Origin of the sequence: Photobacterium sp. S4TG1 (genome assembly GCF_036040035.1) — a bacterium.
Classification (GTDB): domain Bacteria; phylum Pseudomonadota; class Gammaproteobacteria; order Enterobacterales; family Vibrionaceae; genus Photobacterium.
This window is the reverse complement of the sequence record NZ_JAYXUH010000009.1, coordinates 111,568-129,146: the sequence shown is the minus strand read 5'-3', so window position 1 is coordinate 129,146 and position 17,579 is coordinate 111,568. Positions and strand designations below refer to the sequence as shown.

General features: G+C 43.5%; 11 protein-coding genes. 4 read left to right on the top strand and 7 right to left on the bottom strand.

The window, feature by feature from the left end:
* Window positions 1–169 precede the first annotated feature (169 nt).
* From VXS03_RS12350 to VXS03_RS12340, 3 genes are all read right to left on the bottom strand, one after another.
* On the bottom strand, window positions 170–1,399 hold the full coding sequence (locus tag VXS03_RS12350) for an ammonium transporter (protein ID WP_327764028.1): 1,230 nt from the start codon (window positions 1,397–1,399) through the stop codon (window positions 170–172).
* Between the two features lie 50 nt (window positions 1,400–1,449).
* Window positions 1,450–1,788: a P-II family nitrogen regulator gene (locus tag VXS03_RS12345; protein WP_297479952.1), complete on the bottom strand. Its 339-nt coding sequence runs from the start codon at window positions 1,786–1,788 to the stop codon at window positions 1,450–1,452.
* 191 nt (window positions 1,789–1,979) lie between these two features.
* On the bottom strand, window positions 1,980–2,348 hold the full coding sequence (locus VXS03_RS12340; protein ID WP_327764027.1) for a YacL family protein: 369 nt from the start codon (window positions 2,346–2,348) through the stop codon (window positions 1,980–1,982).
* A 94-nt stretch (window positions 2,349–2,442) separates the two neighbouring features.
* Here VXS03_RS12340 and VXS03_RS12335 point away from each other — a divergent pair, with 94 nt between their 5' ends.
* The 3 genes from VXS03_RS12335 (at window position 2,443) to VXS03_RS12325 (ending at window position 6,144) form a co-directional block, all read left to right on the top strand.
* Entirely contained in the window at window positions 2,443–3,600 is a 1,158-nt protein-coding gene (locus VXS03_RS12335; protein WP_327764026.1) for a sugar diacid recognition domain-containing protein, read from the top strand.
* A 129-nt stretch (window positions 3,601–3,729) separates the two neighbouring features.
* The gene (locus VXS03_RS12330) at window positions 3,730–4,995 is read left to right on the top strand and encodes a GntP family permease (protein WP_327764025.1); all 1,266 of its coding nucleotides are present in this window, start codon (window positions 3,730–3,732) and stop codon (window positions 4,993–4,995) included.
* 15 nt (window positions 4,996–5,010) lie between these two features.
* Window positions 5,011–6,144, top strand: a complete 1,134-nt coding sequence (locus VXS03_RS12325; RefSeq protein ID WP_327764024.1) for a glycerate kinase — start codon at window positions 5,011–5,013, stop codon at window positions 6,142–6,144.
* Between the two features lie 123 nt (window positions 6,145–6,267).
* On the opposite strand, the gene acnB is transcribed toward VXS03_RS12325, so the two are convergent.
* Window positions 6,268–8,865 (bottom strand): bifunctional aconitate hydratase 2/2-methylisocitrate dehydratase, encoded by a 2,598-nt coding sequence (gene acnB / locus VXS03_RS12320; protein ID WP_327764022.1) that lies wholly within the window; start codon window positions 8,863–8,865, stop codon window positions 6,268–6,270.
* A gap of 415 nt (window positions 8,866–9,280) precedes the next feature.
* Here acnB and VXS03_RS12315 point away from each other — a divergent pair, with 415 nt between their 5' ends.
* Window positions 9,281–11,200, top strand: a complete 1,920-nt coding sequence (locus VXS03_RS12315; protein ID WP_327764020.1) for a methyl-accepting chemotaxis protein — start codon at window positions 9,281–9,283, stop codon at window positions 11,198–11,200.
* Between the two features lie 125 nt (window positions 11,201–11,325).
* Here the strand turns inward: VXS03_RS12315 and lpdA are convergent, their stop codons facing one another.
* The 3 genes from lpdA to aceE all read right to left on the bottom strand — a co-directional run bounded on the left by lpdA (window position 11,326) and on the right by aceE (window position 17,515).
* Window positions 11,326–12,756, bottom strand: a complete 1,431-nt coding sequence (gene lpdA, locus VXS03_RS12310; protein WP_327764019.1) for a dihydrolipoyl dehydrogenase — start codon at window positions 12,754–12,756, stop codon at window positions 11,326–11,328.
* A 196-nt stretch (window positions 12,757–12,952) separates the two neighbouring features.
* Window positions 12,953–14,839, bottom strand: coding sequence for a pyruvate dehydrogenase complex dihydrolipoyllysine-residue acetyltransferase (gene aceF / locus VXS03_RS12305; RefSeq protein WP_327764018.1), 1,887 nt, complete (start codon window positions 14,837–14,839; stop codon window positions 12,953–12,955).
* A gap of 12 nt (window positions 14,840–14,851) precedes the next feature.
* Window positions 14,852–17,515 carry a pyruvate dehydrogenase (acetyl-transferring), homodimeric type gene (gene aceE, locus VXS03_RS12300; RefSeq protein ID WP_327764017.1) on the bottom strand — a complete coding sequence of 888 codons (2,664 nt, stop codon included), beginning with the start codon at window positions 17,513–17,515 and terminating at the stop codon, window positions 14,852–14,854.
* Between the last annotated feature and the right edge of the window lie 64 nt (window positions 17,516–17,579).

The window sequence follows — 17,579 nt, the reverse complement described above, 5'->3', positions numbered from 1 at the left end:
ATCCTTTAATGCAAAATGTAATGATAATGTTTCTCAATTAGATTAATGCAGATTATACGGCTTTCCTCTTTGAACACAATCAAGCTGTAACACTTCATTACAAAAAAACGCCACCACTAGGGATGACGTTTTTTTACACTTTAATAGCAATAAAATGACGCTATTTTCACTATTTTAGACTGACAAACTCAGGGTAAGCATCAACACCACAGTCGTGTGAATCCATACCTTCAAGCTCTTCATCTTCACTCACACGAATACCAATAGTGAATTTCAATATTCCCCATACCACTAAACTTGCACCAAATACCCAGCCAAAGATAACTGCAGCACCAAATAACTGGGTCATGTAATCGGCATCTGGATTACTTAACGGCACCATCATTAAGCCAAATAGACCACACACGCCATGAACAGAAATCGCACCGACGGGATCATCAACTTTTACCTTATCAAAGCCAATAATACTAAACACCACTAATGCGCCAGCAGCACCACCAATCGCAACCGCAGCTAATGGTGATGGTGATAATGGATCAGCAGTAATCGCAACCAAGCCAGCCAACGCACCATTCAGAATCATAGTAAGGTCAGCTTTACCCCATAAGATTTTACACACCGCAAGTGCAATAATGGCACCAGCCGCCGCGGCAGCATTAGTATTTAAAAATATTTGTCCAACTGCTGTCGCATTTTCAAAATCAGACAGCATTAACTGTGAACCACCGTTAAAGCCAAACCAACCAAACCATAAAATAAATGTACCTACAGTGGCTAAAGGCATGTTTGAGCCAGGAATAGGGTGTACTTCACCATTTTTACCGTATTTGCCCTTTCGAGCGCCAAGCAGTAATACACCTGCTAATGCTGCGGCAGCACCTGCCATATGAACGATACCAGAGCCAGCAAAGTCACTAAAACCGGCTTCTGAAAGAAAACCACCGCCCCAGGTCCAATAACCTTCAACCGGATAAATAAAGCCCGTTAATACCACTGAAAATAATAAAAATGACCACAACTTCATACGCTCAGCAACCGCACCTGATACCACTGACATTGCGGTAGCAACAAAGACGACCTGAAAAAAGAAGTCGGATTCTAAAGAGTGATCTGCGCCTTCAGCTTGAGTGCCAATTAATGCGCCAAATGAGGGTAACCAACCGCCGCCGCTATTATCGACATACATAATGTTATAGCCGACTAATAAAAATGTCGTACACGCAATGGCGTATAAACAAAAGTTCTTGGTTAATATTTCAGTGGTATTTTTTGAACGGACTAAACCTGCTTCTAACATGGCAAAACCTGCTGCCATCCACATCACTAATGCACCAGAAATCAAAAAGAAAAATGTATCGAGTGCGTAGCGTAATTCAATTACTGTCGTTGATAATTCCATGGTAACCTTCCCTTTATACCTGTGTTTATGATCCTATATCCATGCTGCGACTAAAGTGCTTCTCTGTCTACTTCTCCTGTTCGAATACGTACTGCATGTTCAAGATCATAAACAAATATTTTGCCATCACCGATTTTTCCTGTTTGCGCAGCCTTACTGATAGCATCAACAATATCATCCAAATTTTCAGCCTGAGTCGCGATTTCTAATTTCACCTTCGGCAGAAAATCAACTTGATATTCAGCACCACGATACAGTTCGGTATGGCCTTTTTGACGTCCAAACCCTTTTACTTCAGATACTGTCATTCCTTCAACACCGACAACAGCTAATGCTTCGCGCACATCATCTAATTTAAATGGTTTAATAATTGCATTAATTATTTTCATGATTTGCTCCTTACTTTCAATATATTCCCCGTTATGATTAAACAACAAACAATCATCATGCCAACTATTTAACCTACTGTTTAATAAAGAAATTAAAAAACAAATCACCATAAACAAAAAAAGGCCGCACCATATCGGTGCAGCCTTTTCACTGTTATATAGCATCTAACGGCTACTGATAAATAACCTGATTAAAAACGGATCACAAATGCTCGCCAAGCTTCTAATGCTTGTGCTAAATCTTCAAAGCCACATACCGACATACTTTCTTCATCATAAAAATGAAAATCTTCTTCAAAATCTTCATCTTCATCAGAAAACAAGCAGTTAGCTTGAACTAAAGCTTCGTTATCTTGTAAACATAACGTCAGTTCTTCACCGCTTAATCGCCACTCTTTGGTGCTATTTTTCAATGCACTAAGTTGATCTATTACCATATTTATTTTATTGACATCTTTGCCAAGCTCGTCAATGATCCAATGGCCTAATACTTCATGGCCCATTGAAAAAATGGCATGATAACTACCGTCCAAGGTATTTTTTTTAAACTCGTAATCCATACCTTTAGTACCTCATCTCTGATCATCTTCGTTGTTAACTGCTACACTGCTCGCAGAATGCGCTTGGCGCCCATTGTCAGGATCTCTCACTAAAATGCAACTCAATACCACCATTGCTCGACAAATCGTTGCCCGTACTATGAAAATCATCAAACATTCAGTCAATGTGATGGATTGCCATGGGCGTATTATTGGCTCAGGCGATCCACAACGTCTAAACCAATACCATGATGGTGCGATTTTGGCGCTGAATAATCATCATATTATCGAGATAGATCAAGCAACCTCTCAGCAACTGCAAGGGGTCAAGCCGGGCATCAATCTACCGATTATTTTTCAACAACAAGCTATTGGTGTCGTAGGTATTTCAGGAGATCCTGATGACGTGCGTAATTATGGTGAATTAGTCAAAATGACAGCCGAGCTTATTGTTGAGCAAGCCGCTTTAATGACCCAAGTAGAATGGCATAAACGTCATCGTGAAGAACTGGTGATGCAGCTCATCAATAACGATAACCTTGATGACATGCAGCTAAATACGATTGCTGAGCGATTAGAAATCGAGCTCGAACAACCACGGATTGCGACTGTCATTAAAGTGCTACCTCATGATAGTGAAGCTTTTTCTTTAGAAAACTTGCAGCATTTAGTTCATCTACTTGAATACCCTGAGCGGGATAACTTAGTGGCAATTAGTTCAGTTTCTCGCAACGAAGTGGTGGTACTTAAACCAATCACACTCACTAACAATGGTTGGTCACGGGATCTTGAACAAAAACGGGTTTATAAGCTGCTAAAACGTATTAACAAAGAAGCCAACTACACCATTAAAATTGCGCTAGGCGATTATTTCCCGACAATTCAAGGACTGGCACAATCTTATTTAACCGCCACCGCAACCATGGAAGCGGCACTTAATCACCATCAACAAACATCACAACAGGTATTTTTTTACCAAGATCATATTCTACCCGTGCTTCTCAATAAAATAACTTCAGAGTCGTGGCGTTACCAACAACTGCAAGCGCCACTTGAAAAATTAAAGCACCATGATCCGCGTGGAATCTTAGTCAAAACCCTAACGGCATTTTTTGATCAAAATTGTGATTTAGCTCAAACCTGCCAAGTGCTACATATTCACCGAAATACACTTCGCTATCGACTTGATAAAATAGAGCAACAAACCAACTTACAAATCAATAAGATAAGCGATATTACTCGTTTATATTTAGCTATCATCAGTCAACCATAATTAACGTAATTTGTGCAAATGCACAAATTACTAGTAAGCTAACCACACTTTATTTGTTAGTTTGCCTAAAGCTTCTCATCTCAAAATTCACTACAGTGCAGCCCTCTTAACTTTTCACTGGAATGGAACATGGTTGAAGTATCCACCCTTGGTGCCCTCGCAGCACTGATCGTCGCTATCGGATTGATCTTAAAACGCGTACCACCCGCTTACGGCATGATCATTGGTGCTCTGGTGGGCGGCATTGTTGGTGGTATCTCTTTAACCGATACCGTCACCATGATGATTGGCGGTGCCCAAGGTATTGTCACTGCAGTATTACGTATTCTCGCCGCTGGTGTCTTGGCTGGCGTATTAATTGAATCCGGTGCCGCAACCTCCATTGCAGAAACAATTGTCAAAAAAGTCGGTGAAACGCGCGCGTTATTAGCACTTGCAATAGCAACCATGATCCTTACCGCGGTTGGCGTCTTTGTTGACGTTGCGGTTATTACTGTTGCCCCAATTGCATTAGCCATTGCACGTCGTGCTGATCTTTCTAAAATGGCGATCCTATTAGCGATGGTTGGTGGCGGTAAAGCGGGTAACGTTATGTCACCAAATCCTAACTCTATTGCTGCGGCAGATGCGTTTAATGTCCCTCTAACATCGGTGATGGCCGCCGGTGTTATTCCGGGATTATGCGGAATGTTATTTGCTTACTTTATTGCTAAAAAATTAGTCAACAAAGGCAGTAAAGTTCAAGCCCATGAAGTTATTGATGTTGATTTGAGCCGTTTACCCTCTTTCGCTACCGCCATTGTTGCGCCATTGGTTGCCATTGCTTTATTAGCCCTACGTCCTATCGCTGGTATTAATGTCGATCCACTTATCGCCCTTCCATTAGGCGGTTTAATGGGCGCAATTGCCATGAAGCGTTTTCGTGATACCAACCACTTTGCGGTTTCTGGATTAAACCGTATGGCACCAGTAGCGGTGATGTTATTAGGTACTGGTACTCTCGCGGGCATCATTGCCAATTCAGGCTTAAAAAGTGGCTTAATTGATGTATTAACAGCATCGGGATTACCCTCTTACTTACTCGCGCCTATCTCTGGTGCCATGATGTCACTAGCCACAGCATCAACCACCGCGGGTACTGCGGTAGCCTCAAGCGTGTTTAGTCATACTATTTTAGAATTAGGTGTCCCTGCCATTGCTGGTGCGGCAATGATCCATGCTGGCGCAACCGTATTTGACCATATGCCTCACGGTAGCTTCTTCCATGCGACAGGTGGCTCAGTTCATATGGATATGCATGAACGTTTAAAACTGATCCCCTATGAAACCGCTGTTGGCTTAATGATTGCCACCGTTTCTACTCTTATCTTTGGCGTATTTGGCTTCACTATTTAACAAGGCTGATTGATTATGAAAATTATTATTGCTCCTGACTCATACAAAGAAAGCCTGACCGCAATGGAAGTGGCAACTGCAATTGAAGCAGGATTTCGCCAAGTGATGCCAACGGCTGAATACATTAAATTACCAATGGCTGATGGCGGTGAAGGTACAGTGCAATCACTGGTTGATGCCAGTAACGGCACCATCATAGAGCACGCGGTTACAGGTCCTTTGGGAGGCCAAGTTAACGCCTTTTTTGGCCTCATGGGTGACGGTAAAACTGCGGTTATTGAAATGGCAGCGGCATCTGGCTTACACCTTGTTAACCCAGAGCAACGTAACCCAATGCTTACCACCAGCTTTGGTACCGGTGAGCTGATTTTAGCGGCATTAGATCAAGGTGTTGACCATATTATTGTTGGTATCGGTGGCAGTGCGACCAATGACGGCGGTATCGGTATGGCGCAAGCACTTGGCGTACAATTATTAGATAGCAATGGTCAAGCGCTTGAGTTTGGTGGTCAAGCATTAGCACAACTGGCGACCATTGATATCACAACGGTCGATCCTCGTCTTGCCAACATAAAACTGGAAGTAGCGTGTGATGTTGATAATCCCCTTTGTGGTGAAAAAGGGGCATCACAGGTGTTTGGCCCTCAAAAAGGAGCTACCCCAGCAATGGTTGCCGCGCTTGATCAGCATCTTGCTCACTATGCCGCAATCATTAAACAAGACTTAGGTGTAGATATTAAAAATACAGCAGGAGCAGGTGCTGCTGGCGGTATGGGCGCGGCGTTATTAGGTTTATTTAATGCTCAATTACGCTCAGGCATCGAGATCGTGATCGACGCGGTTAACTTGGGCAACATTGTTCAGGATGCAGATCTAGTGATCACTGGTGAAGGACGTATTGATAGCCAAACCATTCATGGTAAAACGCCGATTGGCGTCGCACGTACAGCCAAGAAATACCATAAACCCGTAATTGGTATTGCAGGTTGTTTAAGCCAAGATTGTGGCGTGGTTTATGACCATGGAATTGACGCGGTATTTAGTGTTGTTCCCGCAGCAATGAGTCTTGAACAAGCCTTTAGCAATGCGGCAATCAATGTTGAATTAACCGCCCGTAATGTGGCAGCAATGTATTGCTTGAACCGCTAATACGCTAATACGCTAATACGCTAATAAATAATTAAGCAATACTAATAAAAACGCCGCGATTGTTCGCGGCGTTTTTTGCTTTTTATTTTTATTCAATAACCGTTACATCAACAATAATGTCGATTAAACCGGTTGCTGAATAATGACTTCATCAGCTTTGTTAGTGTAATCCGCCATGCGATCAAAATTGAGATAACGGTAAGTATCAGCCGCTGTTGCATCAATCTGTTTAGCATAAGTTAGGTATTCATCCATAGTTGGAATACGACCTAAAATAGCCCCGACCGCGGCTAACTCAGCCGAAGATAAATACACATTGGCACCATTACCTAAACGGTTAGGGAAATTACGGGTCGAGGTCGACATTACCGTAGCTTTATCTTTCACTCGTGCTTGGTTACCCATACACAATGAACATCCCGGTGTTTCAATACGTACCCCAGCACGACCAAAAATACCGTAATAGCCTTCTTCGGTAAGCTGGTCTTTATCCATCTTAGTTGGTGGTGCCACCCATAGGCGCGTATCTAGTTGGCCACCAAATTTCTCAAGTAACTTACCTGCCGCACGGAAATGACCAATGTTAGTCATACATGAGCCGATAAATACTTCATCAATCGCAGTTCCCGCCACCTCAGACAATAAACGCGCATCATCAGGATCATTCGGCGCACATAAAATTGGCTCTTTAATGTCTGCCAGATCAATCTCGATCACATGCGCATATTCAGCATCTTTATCTGCGGTCATGAGCTCAGGATTGGCTAACCATGCTTGCATCGCAGTAATTCGGCGCTCAATGGTACGACGATCACCATAGCCTTCAGCGATCATCCACTTCAGCATTACAATATTTGAGTTTAAATATTCAGTGATCGATTCTGGCGACAATTTAACGGTACAGCCTGCAGCACTTCGCTCTGCCGATGCATCAGAAAGCTCAAACGCTTGCTCAACTGATAAGTGCTCAACCCCTTCAATCTCAAGTACACGACCTGAGAATTCATTGATCTTACCCGATTTTTCAACCGTTAATAGCCCTTGCTGAATCGCAAAATAAGGAATCGCATGAACCAGATCTCGCAGGGTGATTCCCGCTTGCATCTCACCTTTAAAACGCACCAAAATAGATTCCGGCATATCAAGCGGCATCACACCCGTTGCTGCAGCAAATGCCACTAAACCAGAGCCTGCTGGAAATGAAATACCTAATGGGAAACGAGTATGTGAATCGCCCCCCGTACCGACGGTATCTGGCAACAACATGCGGTTAAGCCATGAGTGAATAACACCATCTTTAGGCCGTAACGCCACTCCACCACGATTCATAATAAAATCAGGCAATGTATGGTGCGTATTAACATCAATCGGTTTTGGATAAGCAGAAGTATGACAGAAAGACTGCATGGTTAGATCGGCAGAAAAACCTAAACAGGCTAAGTCTTTCAGTTCATCACGCGTCATGGGGCCAGTGGTATCTTGCGAACCAACGGTGGTCATCTTAGGTTCACAATAGGTGCCAGGACGAACCCCTTCAACGCCACATGCTTTTCCGACCATCTTCTGCGCTAGAGTATAACCTTTGCCGTTATCTTCCACTGCCACTGGGCGACGGAACACATCAGATGCAGGTAAGCCTAACGCTTGACGAGCACGATCGGTTAGGCCACGACCAATGATCAATGGAATTCGCCCACCAGCACGCACTTCATCAATCAGAACATCGGTTTTTAATTTAAAGGTTGAAACCAATTCATCGTTATCATGACGACGCACTTCACCTTTAAATGGATAAACATCAATCACGTCACCCATGGCAAGCTTAGTTACATCAACTTCAATCGGCAGTGCACCAGCATCTTCCATAGTATTAAAGAAGATCGGCGCGATCTTACCGCCAAGCACGTAGCCACCAGCACGCTTATTAGGTACATAAGGAATATCATCCCCCATAAACCATAGCACTGAGTTAGTTGCTGATTTTCTTGATGATCCGGTTCCCACTACATCACCAACATACACTAATTGATGACCTTGTTGTTTAAGGGTCTCAATTTGCGTAATCGGACCAATCACTCCCCCTTGATCGGGTGTGATCCCTTCACGCTCAATTTTTAGCATCGCTAATGCATGTAACGGAATATCTGGGCGTGACCACGCATCAGGCGCAGGAGATAAGTCATCAGTATTGGTTTCGCCACTGACTTTAAATACGGTAAGCGTGATTTTTTCAGCAAGGGCGGGCTTAGATAAGAACCACTCAGCATCAGCCCATGACTGCATCACTTGCTTGGCAAAAACATTGCCCGCTTTGGCTTTTTGCTCAACATCATAAAATGAGTCAAACATCAGTAAAGTATGAGATAGCGCACTAACAGCAATAGGGGCAAGTTCAGTATCATCAAGTAATGACACCAATGGTTCGATATTGTAACCACCTTGCATAGTACCTAATAACTGCGCGGCCTTGGTTTTGTCAACTAATGGCGAGTGGGCTTCACCAGTAGTGATTGCAGCCAGAAAACCCGCTTTTACATAAGCAGCTTCGTCCACTCCAGGTGGAATACGGTTTTCTAATAAATCCAGTAGTGCCGCTTCCTCACCTTGCGGCGGGTTTTTTAATAGCTCAATCAGAGCGGCAACCTGTTCAGCATTAAGAGGTTGAGCAACAACCCCCTCTGCCGCACGCTCTTCGACGTGTTTACGGTAGGCTTCAAGCACGACATATTCCTCTTATATTGGCTCAACGATAACGTCGAACATCCTTGGAAGTTAAATGATCTCTCACTGATCAGTCATTGCGATTTAATCTATACCTGACATCTTAACGGCTAACTAGAGATCAAAACTGTTAAATACCATAGCATTTTTAACCTAAAATTAAAATAAATCGATGTTTTACAACATTCACAGTTTAGATAAATACCGCTTCAATCACAGTTAAATTACCACTAAATATCGTGTGACGAGTCTCGATATTTGTCACTAAAGTTAGCGCTTGATCATATTGCACACCATAAATCACTAAAGTTTTTTCATAAATACGCCGATACATGAGTCTGTATTTTCATTTAACTGACCATCATGACGTCATCGCGCATGGTCTGTTCATTTGCTCATAAATATAAGCCGTTTTATGAATTACAAACATTTAAGCATCAAATCAAAACTGATCATCGCCATCACCTTGGCGGTACTAGCTTCAACAACCTTAGTCAGCGTCCTCAGTCAAAGCCAAGTCCGCGCTGCTATTACCACTCGAATTTTAGACTTAGAATTGCCCTCTATTTTGCTGCAAATTCGCAATAACGTTGAAAAAGAAGTCACTCAGTTACAATCAGCCGCAGAGCAACTTGCCAATAACAGCTACGTTATAGACAGTGTGTTAGCCACCAAAGCCCCGCAAGATAAAACCCGCTTAGTCAAAGAATTACGTAATATTCAGAATCAATATCAGTTATTAGATGTTTCTATTGCTAACCGTAATAATGGCGACTACTGGAATCAAAATGGTTTTTTGCGCCAGTTAACACCACAACAAGATCAATGGTTCTTTGACGCGATTCAAGCGAACCACACTCGCAGTCTCAGCATCTTTAGAGAAAAAACTGGTGAGGTAAAACTGTTTGTTAACTATCAACAACCACAGGGGGATACTTTAGCTGGGCTCTCTAAATCCCTTGATGATATGGCGAGTTTTATTAGCCAATTTAAAATTGAACAGACCGGATTTGTCTATTTAGTCGATAGTAAAGGCACCATTAAAATCCACCGTGATAACGACAAAATGCTAGGTCACAATTCAATTACGACCTTATTTGATTCAACCGTTGCCAATATTTTATTAAACAAACAAAGTTTTAGTGTGATAGAAACAAAGAGTAATCACGAAGATGTCTTTTTAGCGGCGAGCTACATTCCCGCTATGGATTGGTATGTGATTGGTGAACTTCCAAAAAAAGAAGCCTTTGCTGCCCTCACAACTATTCGTAATCAAGTTATTTTATTTACTGCCATTATTGCTGCAATCTTTATTGTTATCGCTATTTTTCTCGCTAGCAGTATTACTCGCCCAATTAAAAATCTAGCGTTAATGTTTAAGAATCTTGGAGAAGGCGATGGTGATTTACGCCACCGTTTAACCGTTGAAGCTAATGATGAGATTGGACAATTATCATCTGGGTTTAATGGCTTTATTGGCAAGATCCACCACTCAGTAATAGAAGTAGCAGAAACCGGAAACGCACTGCGTCAAGCAGCAGAATCTGTGGCATCTCAAGCTCAATTAACCCTTGATAATAGCCATAGCCAACGCGATAGAACCTTATTGGTTGTAACAGCAATCAATGAAATGGGAGCAACGGTTAATGAAATTGCCAGTAATGCAGCCTTAGCCGCCGAATCAACTCAACAAGCAGAACAGCAAACCCATGATGGTCAGCAAGTGGTGAGTGAAGCGCGCAATACCATCAATCAACTGTCATCCGATATTGGCCAAGTCAGTGACGTGATTGATTCATTAGCCAATAACACCCAATCGATTGGCAGTATTTTAGATGTGATTCGAGGAATTTCAGAACAAACAAATCTGTTGGCATTAAATGCTGCCATTGAAGCGGCACGAGCAGGAGAACAAGGACGCGGGTTTGCCGTGGTCGCTGATGAAGTACGCAACCTTGCGAGCCGAACAGCAACTTCGACAGATGAAATTCAAGCAATGATTAACCGCTTACAACAAGAAGCATCAAATGCTGTCTCTGCGATGGAGCAAAGTCGTCAGCTATCAGACAATGGCGTCTCGGCATCAGATCAAGCCTCAACCGCTTTAATTTCAATCGCGGATCGTATTAGCTTAATTGCAGATATGAACACTCAAGTGGCAACGGCAACTGAAGAACAGTCCATTGTAGTGCGCGATATTAATTGCAACATTGAAGAGATCAATGAAACCACTCAATTAACGGCAGAAACCGCGGCGCAGCTAGCAGATTCAAGCCAATCATTACGCCAACTGTCACAGCGTTTAGATGATATGGTCGGCACCTTTAAATTGTAATTATCAACCTTACATTGCTATCGGTTTACGAAGCTATAGCGAACAAAACTATAACTAACAAAACGATAGCTAACAAAAAAGCGCCCTTAGGCGCTTTTTTTTATTCACAGAGCATTAAACGAGAATTACTTCTTACGCTTTACTGCTTTTGCATTTGGCAGGTCTGTAATTGAACCTTCAAATACTTCTGCTGCAAGACCAATTGATTCATGCAATGTTGGGTGAGCGTGAATAGTTAATGCGATATCTTCCGCATCACAACCCATCTCGATCGCTAGACCGATTTCACCTAATAATTCACCACCGTTAGTACCTACGATAGCACCACCGATAACGCGATGAGTGTCTTTATCGAAGATCATCTTAGTCATACCATCAGCACAATCAGATGCGATAGCACGGCCTGATGCCGCCCATGGGAATGTAGCAACTTCGTAGTTTAGACCTTCAGCTTTTGCTTCTTTCTCAGTCTTACCTACCCACGCAACTTCTGGCTCAGTGTAGGCAATTGAAGGAATAACTTTAGGATCGAAGTAGTGCTTCTTACCTGAAATAACTTCAGCCGCTACGTGGCCTTCATGCACACCTTTGTGAGCAAGCATTGGTTGACCAACAACGTCACCAATCGCATGAATGTGAGCAACGTTAGTACGCATTTGCTTATCAACGTGAATAAAGCCACGCTCATCAACATTGATACCCGCTTTCTCAGCATCGATTAGCTGACCATTTGGTACACGACCGATAGCAACAAGCACTGCATCGTAACGTGTAGGTTCAGCAGGCGCTTTCTTGCCTTCCATTGAAACGTAGATACCGTCTTCTTTCGCTTCAACTGCTGTCACTTTCGTTTCAAGCATTAAGTTGAATTTCTTCGCAATACGCTTCGTGAATACTTTAATGATATCTTTATCAGCTGCTGGAATAACTTGATCGAACATCTCAACAACGTCGACATCAGAACCTAGCGCGTGGTAAACCGTACCCATTTCAAGACCGATGATACCGCCGCCCATAATCAGTAACTTTTGAGGTACTTCTTTAAGCTCTAGCGCATCTGTTGAATCCCAAATACGTGGGTCTTCATGTGGAATGAAAGGCAGTTTAATTGGGCGTGAACCCGCAGCGATAATTGCATTGTCAAATGTGACTGTCGTTTGACCATCAGCACCTTCAACAACGATTGAATTAGGGCCAGTAAATTTACCGTAACCGTTAACCACGTTAACTTTACGCATCTTAGCCATACCGCCAAGACCGCCAGTAAGTTGGGTAATTACTTTATCTTTCCATAGACGGATTTTATTAATATCGGTTTGTGGCTCACCGAAAATCACGCCATGTTCAGCCATCGCTTTTGCTTCTTCGATAACTTTCGCTACGTGAAGCAGAGCTTTTGATGGAATACAACCGACGTTAAGACATACGCCGCCAAGAGTATTAAATTTTTCGATTAGAACCGTATCTAGACCTAAGTCTGCACAACGGAATGCCGCAGAATAACCAGCAGGGCCTGAACCCAACACCACTACCTGGGCTTTAATTTCTTTGCTCATCATGACCTCGTTGTAAGTCTTTTATCCCTAACAGGCTATCAGCTACGCTGTACTTTTTAATGCTAAATTCACCGTCAAATTGAGTAACAAGTTTACAGACCTGTTAACAACATGAAAAATAAATTACTGCAGCCTGTGAGCTAAACAACAATTCCATGCCTACTTAAGGTAGGCATGGCGTTGTGGATGTGAAACCTTATAGTACCAAACGACGGATGTCAGATAGACAACCATTTAAGTAAGTAATGAAACGTGCACCTTCAGCACCATCAATCACACGGTGATCGTATGATAGTGATAATGGCAGTTGTAGACGCGGTTCAAACTCTTTACCGTTCCATACTGGCTTCATTTCAGACTTAGATACACCAAGGATACCTACTTCTGGCGCATTCACGATTGGTGTGAACGCAGTACCACCTAAGCCACCTAGGCTTGAGATAGTGAAACAGCCACCTTGCATATCTGATGCAGTTAGCTTACCAGCACGTGCTTTCTTAGAGATAGTCATTAGCTCTTCAGATAGCTCGTAAATACCTTTCTTGTTCACGTCTTTAAATACAGGAACAACCAAGCCATTCGGTGTATCTACCGCGATGCCGATGTTGATGTATTTCTTCAAAATCAAGCTCTCGCCATCATCTGATAGTGAAGAGTTAAATGAAGGGAACGCTTCTAGTGCTTTCGCAGCTGCTTTAAGAATGAACACAAGTGGCGTGATTTTCATGCCAGAGTCTTTCTTCGCTTCAATAGCGTTTTGGTCTTTACGGAATGCTTCAAGCTCAGTGATATCTGCATTATCCCACTGTGTAACGTGTGGAATCATTACCCAGTTACGGTGCAGGTTCGCGCCAGAAATCTTCTTAATGCGAGACAGCGGCTTAACTTCGGTATCACCAAACTTGCTGAAGTCAATCTTCGGCCAAGGTAGTAGACCTAGAGCTGCGCCATCGCCTTTACCTGAAGCCGATGCTGCTGCACCAGATTCAAGACGCTTAAGTGCATCTTTAACGAAGCTTTGAACGTCTTCTTTCAGTACGCGGTTCTTACGGCCAGTACCTTTAACTTTCGCCAGGTTAACGCCAAACTCACGAGCTAGACGACGCACAACCGGTGATGCATGTGCATAATCGTTGTTTTCTTCAAAGTCACCCGTTGTTGCTGCAGGAGCAGCTTGAGCAGGAGCCGCTGCAACTGGTGCAGGTGCTGCCGCTGCTTGAACAGGAGCTGCTGCAACCGCAACCGGTGCTGCGCCAGCAACTTCAAAGATCATGATTAGTGAGCCAGTAGAAACCTTGTCGCCAGCCGCGATTTTGATTTCTTTGATAGTACCTGCAAACGGTGCTGGTACTTCCATTGATGCTTTGTCGCCTTCAACAGTAATTAGAGATTGCTCTTCTTCTACTGTATCGCCAACCGCAACCATGAGTTCAGTGACTTCAACTTCATCACCGCCGATATCAGGCACGTGAACTTCTTTTGCTGCTGCAACAGCAGGAGCAGCTGCTACAGGTGCAGCTGCTTGAGCAGGAGCCGCTACTGGCGCTGAGCCAGCAACTTCAAAAATCATCACTAGTGAGCCAGTTGAAACTTTATCACCCGTTGCGATTTTAATTTCTTTTAGTACACCAGCGAACGGTGCAGGTACTTCCATTGATGCTTTATCGCCTTCAACAGTAAGTAGTGACTGCTCTTCTTCGATGCTGTCGCCGATAGCAACCATGATTTCAGTGACTTCAACTTCATCACCACCGATATCAGGCACATGTACTTCTTTAAGCTCAGCTGCTGCCGCTGCCACAGGTGCGGCAACTGGTGCTGCTTCTGCTACAGGTGCCGCTACCGCTGCGCCTTCAGCTTCAAAGATCATGATCAATGAACCAGTAGAGACTGAATCACCCACCGCGATTTTAATTTCTTTTACGATACCCGCTTGTGAAGCAGGCACTTCCATTGATGCTTTATCGCCTTCAACGGTGATCAGTGATTGCTCTTCTTCAACCTTGTCGCCAACGCTAACAAGAATCTCAGTTACTTCAACCTCATCCGCACCGATATCAGGTACATTAATTTCGATTGCCATTATATTTGCCTCTTACGCGTATAGCGGGTTGATCTTGTCTGCATCAATGTTGAATTTAGCAATTGCATCTGCAACAACTGAATTCTCAATGTCACCACGTTTTGCCAATTCAGAAAGTGCAGCAACAACAACGTAGCCTGCATTAACTTCAAAGTGACGACGTAGATTAGCGCGGCTGTCTGAACGACCGAAGCCATCAGTACCCAGTACTTTAAATGACTCAGAAGGCATAAACGCGCGAACTTGTTCTGCGTAGTTCTTCATGTAGTCAGTCGCAGCGATTGCAGGCTCAGAACCCATAACCGTTGTGATGTAAGGTACTTTCTGCTCCGCTTGTGGGTGCAGCATGTTGTAACGCTCTACATCTTGACCGTCACGGGTTAATTCGTTGAATGATGTTACTGAGTAAACATCAGATGCAACACCGTAATCATCACTTAGAATTTGAGCCGCAGCGCGCACTTCATTCATGATAGTACCAGAGCTCATTAGCTGAACTTTGTTACTACCAGCATAAGATTCTAACTTGTAGATACCCTTACGAATGCCTTCTTCAGCGCCTTCAGGCATACCCGGCATGGCGTAGTTCTCATTCATTACTGTTAGGTAGTAATAAATGTTCTCTTGGCTCTCACCGTACATGCGACGAATACCGTCTTGCATGATAACCGCTAGCTCGTAAGCAAACGTTGGATCGTAAGAGATACAGTTTGGCACTGTGTTAGCCATGATATGTGAGTGGCCATCTTCGTGCTGTAGACCTTCACCGTTCAGGGTAGTACGACCTGCAGTAGCACCTAATAGGAAGCCACGAGCTTGTTGGTCACCTGCCATCCACGCCATGTCGCCAACGCGTTGGAAGCCAAACATTGAGTAGTAAATGTAGAACGGAATCATTGGTAGGTTGTTAGTGCTGTATGATGTTGCAGCAGCAACCCAAGATGCCATTGAACCTAATTCGTTGATACCTTCTTGCAGTACCTGACCTGAGTTTGCTTCTTTGTAGTAAGAAACAACGCCACGGTCTTCTGGAGTGTAAGTTTGACCCGCAGGGTTGTAGATACCCACTTGACGGAACAGACCTTCCATACCAAATGTACGTGCTTCATCACAGATGATAGGCACGATGTTCTTACCGATATTCTTATCTTTCAATAGAATATTAAGCGTACGAACGTAAGCCATTGTGGTAGAGATTTCACGCTTTTGCTCAACCAGCAATGGTGCAAACTCTTCTAGCTCAGGTACTTTAAATTCTTGAGTGAACTTAGGGCTACGCTTAGGTGTGTAACCTAATAGTGCTTCACGACGAGCGTGTAGGTAGTTGTACTCTGCAGAGCCTTGTTCAAGCTCTAGGTAAGGCAATGATTTAATTGCTTCATCAGAGATAAGATCTTGTAGACCTAAACGATCACGTAGATATTGAACATGAGTCATGTCCATTTTCTTCACGCCGTGAGCGATGTTCTTACCTTCTGCAGCTTCACCCATGCCGTAACCTTTAACAGTTTTAGCAAGAATAACAGTCGGTTTACCTTGAGTCTCTTTTGCATTCGTAAATGCAGCAAATAGCTTAGATGAATCGTGACCACCACGTTTCAGCTCAAAGATTTGCTCATCTGTCATGTCAGCAACCAGTGCCGCAGTCTCAGGGTATTTACCAAAGAAGTGCTCACGTACATAAGCGCCATCTTTAGATTTAAATGTCTGGTAGTCACCATCGATAGTTTCGTTCATTAACTGAAGTAACTTACCAGTAGTGTCTTTAGCTAGCAGTGAATCCCAGTTGTTACCCCAGATCACTTTAACCACATTCCAACCAGCACCTTTAAATAGGCCTTCTAGCTCTTGAATGATCTTACCGTTACCCATAACCGGACCATCTAGGCGCTGTAGGTTACAGTTGATAAGGAAACATAGGTTATCTAGCTTCTCACGCGCAGCGAAAGAAATCGCACCACGTGATTCTGGCTCATCCATCTCGCCGTCACCTAGGAACGCGTAAACACGTTGCGCTGAAGTGTCTTTAAGACCACGGCCTTCTAAATATTTAAGGAAACGCGCTTGGTAGATCGCAGAGATAGGACCTAGACCCATAGATACCGTTGGGAACTGCCAGAATTCAGGCATTAACTTAGGGTGTGGGTATGAAGGAATACCTTTGCCATCAACTTCTTGACGGAAGTTATCAAGCTGATCTGCTGTTAAACGGCCTTCAACGAAAGCACGAGAGTAGATTCCTGGAGAGATGTGACCTTGGTAATAAACCAAATCGCCGCCATCCACGTCATTAGGTGCGCGGAAGAAGTGGTTAAAACATACTTCATAGAAAGCCGAAGCAGACTGGTAAGACGCCATGTGGCCGCCTAGGTCTAAATCTTTCTTTGAAGCACGCAATACGATCATGATCGCGTTCCAGCGAATGATAGAACGGATACGACGCTCTAGCGTAATATCACCTGGGTACGCAGGTTGCTGCTCTGCAGGGATCGTATTAACGTAATTAGTGTTGATACCTGTAGCCATATCAACACCATCTAAACGTGCTTTATCCAATACTTGCTCTAGTAAGTACTGTGCGCGTTCAACACCTTCTTCACGGACTACTGATTCAAGGGCTTCTAACCAATCTTGAGTTTCCAGTGCATCCACGTCACTCTTCATGACTTCAGACATGCGATCTATCCTTTCGTTATAATCAATCAACTAAACTAACAATGTCGCGACTTGCAAATGGTCT